2 tRNA genes and 3 rRNA genes are annotated in these 5255 nt (G+C 47.2%); all 5 read left to right on the forward strand.

The window, feature by feature from the left end:
• The first annotated feature begins 5 nt into the window (after window positions 1-5).
• The 5 genes from GTZ96_RS17980 (at window position 6) to rrf (ending at window position 5252) form a co-directional block, all read left to right on the forward strand.
• Window positions 6-1519, forward strand: a 16S ribosomal RNA gene (locus GTZ96_RS17980).
• 129 nt (window positions 1520-1648) lie between these two features.
• Window positions 1649-1722: transfer RNA gene (locus GTZ96_RS17985), tRNA-Ile, on the forward strand.
• A gap of 120 nt (window positions 1723-1842) precedes the next feature.
• Window positions 1843-1916, forward strand: a tRNA-Ala gene (locus GTZ96_RS17990).
• Window positions 1917-2104: 188 nt separating this feature from the next.
• Window positions 2105-4988, forward strand: a 23S ribosomal RNA gene (locus GTZ96_RS17995).
• 154 nt (window positions 4989-5142) lie between these two features.
• Window positions 5143-5252 (forward strand): 5S ribosomal RNA (gene rrf, locus GTZ96_RS18000).
• The 16S, 23S and 5S rRNA genes sit together here with 2 tRNA genes alongside, the layout of an rRNA operon.
• The last annotated feature ends 3 nt before the right edge of the window (window positions 5253-5255 follow it).

Genomic DNA, 5255 nt, shown 5'->3' on the forward strand with positions numbered 1-5255 from the left:
AATATACGATGAAGAGTTTGATCCTGGCTCAGGATGAACGCTAGCGGCAGGCTTAACACATGCAAGTCGAGGGGTATTGGTTTTCGGACCAAGAGACCGGCGCACGGGTGCGTAACGCGTATGCAATCTACCTTTCACAGAGGGATAGCCCAGAGAAATTTGGATTAATACCTCATAGTATTATAGAATGGCATCATTTTATAATTAAAGTCACAACGGTGAAAGATGAGCATGCGTCCCATTAGCTTGTTGGTAAGGTAACGGCTTACCAAGGCTACGATGGGTAGGGGTCCTGAGAGGGAGATCCCCCACACTGGTACTGAGACACGGACCAGACTCCTACGGGAGGCAGCAGTGAGGAATATTGGTCAATGGACGCAAGTCTGAACCAGCCATGCCGCGTGCAGGATGACGGTCCTATGGATTGTAAACTGCTTTTGCACAGGAAGAAACAACGCTACGTGTAGCGTCTTGACGGTACTGTGAGAATAAGGATCGGCTAACTCCGTGCCAGCAGCCGCGGTAATACGGAGGATCCAAGCGTTATCCGGAATCATTGGGTTTAAAGGGTCCGTAGGCGGTTTAGTAAGTCAGTGGTGAAAGCCCATCGCTCAACGGTGGAACGGCCATTGATACTGCTAGACTTGAATTATTAGGAAGTAACTAGAATATGTAGTGTAGCGGTGAAATGCTTAGAGATTACATGGAATACCAATTGCGAAGGCAGGTTACTACTAATTGATTGACGCTGATGGACGAAAGCGTGGGTAGCGAACAGGATTAGATACCCTGGTAGTCCACGCCGTAAACGATGGATACTAGCTGTTGGGGGCAACTTCAGTGGCTAAGCGAAAGTGATAAGTATCCCACCTGGGGAGTACGTTCGCAAGAATGAAACTCAAAGGAATTGACGGGGGCCCGCACAAGCGGTGGAGCATGTGGTTTAATTCGATGATACGCGAGGAACCTTACCAAGGCTTAAATGTAGATTGACCAGTTTGGAAACAGACTTTTCGCAAGACAATTTACAAGGTGCTGCATGGTTGTCGTCAGCTCGTGCCGTGAGGTGTCAGGTTAAGTCCTATAACGAGCGCAACCCCTGTTGTTAGTTGCCAGCGAGTCATGTCGGGAACTCTAACGAGACTGCCAGTGCAAACTGTGAGGAAGGTGGGGATGACGTCAAATCATCACGGCCCTTACGCCTTGGGCTACACACGTGCTACAATGGCCGGTACAGAGAGCAGCCACTGGGTGACCAGGAGCGAATCTACAAAGCCGGTCACAGTTCGGATCGGAGTCTGCAACTCGACTCCGTGAAGCTGGAATCGCTAGTAATCGGATATCAGCCATGATCCGGTGAATACGTTCCCGGGCCTTGTACACACCGCCCGTCAAGCCATGGAAGCTGGGGGTGCCTGAAGTCGGTGACCGCAAGGAGCTGCCTAGGGTAAAACTGGTAACTAGGGCTAAGTCGTAACAAGGTAGCCGTACCGGAAGGTGCGGCTGGAACACCTCCTTTCTAGAGCCTTAGTGTTAGCTATATGCACGCTAGGGAAAAAGACAAAAAGACCTATTGGTTTTTAATGTCGACATTTTATTACTCTTGCTGTTAATTTAAAAAAAAGAATAAGAATTTAAGTAAAAACAGAGTCTCGTAGCTCAGCTGGTTAGAGTACTACACTGATAATGTAGGGGTCGGCAGTTCGAGTCTGCCCGGGACTACTTTTTAAGACAAAAATTAAAAAGACTGTAAAAAAAACTTAAATAAAGGAAATTCTAGAGGTTGAGATCCTTATTTTTTTGGAATTTGGAAATTAAAAATTTTGGAATTTTAAAAGAAATGGGGGATTAGCTCAGCTGGCTAGAGCGCCTGCCTTGCACGCAGGAGGTCAACGGTTCGACTCCGTTATTCTCCACAGATAGTATCAAGATGATAGTATCAAGAATTAAGACAAAATCTTAATACTTAATACAGCAGTCTTAATACATATTAAAGTTCATTGACATATTGAGATAAGAAAAATATTAAAAGTAGAAAGCGTTTTTTACTAGTGATAGTAAAAGACAAACAAAAACGGTCTTGTTTTAAATAACGAGATTGGTACAATAAGCAAAATAAGGGCGTATGGGGGATGCCTTGGCTCTCAGAGGCGATGAAAGGCGTGATAAGCTGCGAAAAGCTACGGGGACGAGCACACATCGATTGATCCGTAGATACCTGAATGGGGCAACCCACTATGTTGAAGACATAGTACACCGATAGGTGGGCAAACCCGCTGAACTGAAACATCTAAGTAGGCGGAGGAGAAGAAAACAAAAGTGATTCCGTAAGTAGTGGCGAGCGAACGCGGATTAGCCCAAACCAATGTTGTTACGGCAATGTTGGGGTTGTAGGACCACGAGATTTTATGCATGAAGAATTAGAATCTACTGGAAAGTAGAGCCAAAGAAGGTGATAGCCCTGTATAAGTAATGATTGTAATAGATAGTGGTATCCTGAGTAGGGCGGGGCACGTGAAACCCTGTCTGAATTTGGCGGGACCATCCGCTAAGGCTAAATACTCCTGAGAGACCGATAGTGAACCAGTACCGTGAGGGAAAGGTGAAAAGAACCGTGAATAACGGAGTGAAATAGATCCTGAAACCATACGCTTACAAGCGGTCGGAGCCCTTTCGTGGGGTGACGGCGTGCCTTTTGCATAATGAGCCTACGAGTTAACGTTGCTGGCAAGGATAAGTGGTTAAGCCACGGATCCGTAGCGAAAGCGAGTCTGAATAGGGCGCTTTAGTCAGTAGTGTTAGACGCGAAACCGTGTGATCTACCCATGGACAGGTTGAAGCTGTGGTAACACACAGTGGAGGACCGAACCCGTTGACGTTGAAAAGTCTTGGGATGATCTGTGGGTAGGGGTGAAAGGCCAATCAAACTCGGAAATAGCTCGTACTCCCCGAAATGCATTTAGGTGCAGCGCTGAGCATAAAGTTATATAGAGGTAGAGCTACTGATTGGATGCGGGGGCTTCACCGCCTACCAATTCCTGACAAACTCCGAATGCTATATAATGTTTCTCAGCAGTGAGGGCTTGGGTGCTAAGGTCCAAGTCCGAGAGGGAAAGAACCCAGACCATCAGCTAAGGTCCCCAAATATACACTAAGTTGAAAGAACGAGGTTTGTCTGCCCAGACAGCTAGGATGTTGGCTTGGAAGCAGCCATTCATTTAAAGAGTGCGTAACAGCTCACTAGTCGAGCGGACGAGCATGGATAATAATCGGGCATAAGTGTATTACCGAAGCTATGGATTTGTAATTTATTACAAGTGGTAGGGGAGCATTCTAACAGGGTTGAAGGTGTGTCGTAAGGCATGCTGGACTGGTTAGAAAAGAAAATGTAGGCATAAGTAACGATAATGCGGGCGAGAAACCCGCACACCGAAAGACTAAGGTTTCCACAGCTATGCTAATCAGCTGTGGGTTAGTCGGGACCTAAGGCGAACCCGAAAGGGACAGTCGATGGCCAACGGGTTAATATTCCCGTACTACTGTTAACTGTGATGGGGTGACGGAGTGATGAAAGTGCCGCGAACTGACGGAATAGTTCGTTGAAGTACCTACCTATAAGCTGCGCAGGCAAATCCACGCGGCTTGGGGAAATACGATAGTACTCGGAGTCTTCGGACAAAGAGATAGTGCACCTAAGGGCTTCCAAGAAAAACCTCTAAACTTCAGGTTAATAGTACCCGTACCGCAAACCGACACAGGTAGTCGAGATGAGAATTCTAAGGTGCTCGAGAGATTCATGGCTAAGGAATTAGGCAAAATAGACCCGTAACTTCGGGAGAAGGGTCGCCCTGAGTAATCAGGGCCGCAGTGAAGAGGTCCAGGCGACTGTTTATCAAAAACACAGGGCTCTGCAAAATCGTAAGATGAAGTATAGGGCCTGACACCTGCCCGGTGCTGGAAGGTTAAGAGGAGATGTTATCTTCGGAGAAGCATTGAATTGAAGCCCCAGTAAACGGCGGCCGTAACTATAACGGTCCTAAGGTAGCGAAATTCCTTGTCGGGTAAGTTCCGACCTGCACGAATGGTGTAACGATCTGGACACTGTCTCAGCCATGAGCTCGGTGAAATTGTAGTAACGGTGAAGATGCCGTTTACCCGCAGTGGGACGAAAAGACCCTGTGCACCTTTACTATAGCTTAGTATTGACCTTGGATAAATGATGTGTAGGATAGGTTGGAGACTGTGAAGTGGCGTCGCTAGGCGTTGTGGAGTCATTGTTGAAATACAACCCTTTGTTTATCTGAGGCCTAACCCCGCGTTGTGGGGGACATTGCTTGGTGGGTAGTTTGACTGGGGTGGTCGCCTCCAAAAGAGTAACGGAGGCTTCTAAAGGTTCCCTCAGTACGCTTGGTAACCGTGCGAAGAGTGCAATGGCATAAGGGAGCTTGACTGAGAGACATACAGGTCGATCAGGTACGAAAGTAGAGCATAGTGATCCGGTGGTTCCGCATGGAAGGGCCATCGCTCAAAGGATAAAAGGTACGCCGGGGATAACAGGCTGATCTCCCCCAAGAGCTCATATCGACGGGGGGGTTTGGCACCTCGATGTCGGCTCGTCACATCCTGGGGCTGGAGAAGGTCCCAAGGGTTGGGCTGTTCGCCCATTAAAGTGGCACGCGAGCTGGGTTCAGAACGTCGTGAGACAGTTCGGTCTCTATCTACTGTGGGCGCAAGAAATTTGAGTGGATCTGATTCTAGTACGAGAGGACCGAATTGGACTAACCTCTAGTGTATCTGTTGTCACGCCAGTGGCACCGCAGAGTAGCTACGTTGGGAAGGGATAAGCGCTGAAAGCATATAAGCGCGAAACCCACCACAAGATGAGATTTCTTTTAAAGGTCGTGGGAGATGACCACGTTGATAGGCTATAGGTGTAAAGGCAGTAATGTCATAGCCGAGTAGTACTAATAACCTGTAAGCTTATGTACAAACTTTTCCTCCCGTCCAAAAGACGGGAGGGAGAAACTTTCTAATACAAAAAATACTTTCTTTATCTCAGTATGTTAAGATATTGTTTTAATTATTAATGATTGATTGTAAATTATTTATTAATTAAAAAGTTACCTCAAGTAACAACGACCTTAAGGTGGTTATTGCGGCGGGGCTCACCTCTTCCCATCCCGAACAGAGTAGTTAAGCCCGCCTGCGCAGATGGTACTGCAGTTTTGTGGGAGAGTATGTCGTCGCCTTTCTTT

The organism is Flavobacterium undicola (genome assembly GCF_009909155.2).
Lineage (GTDB): Bacteria > Bacteroidota > Bacteroidia > Flavobacteriales > Flavobacteriaceae > Flavobacterium > Flavobacterium undicola.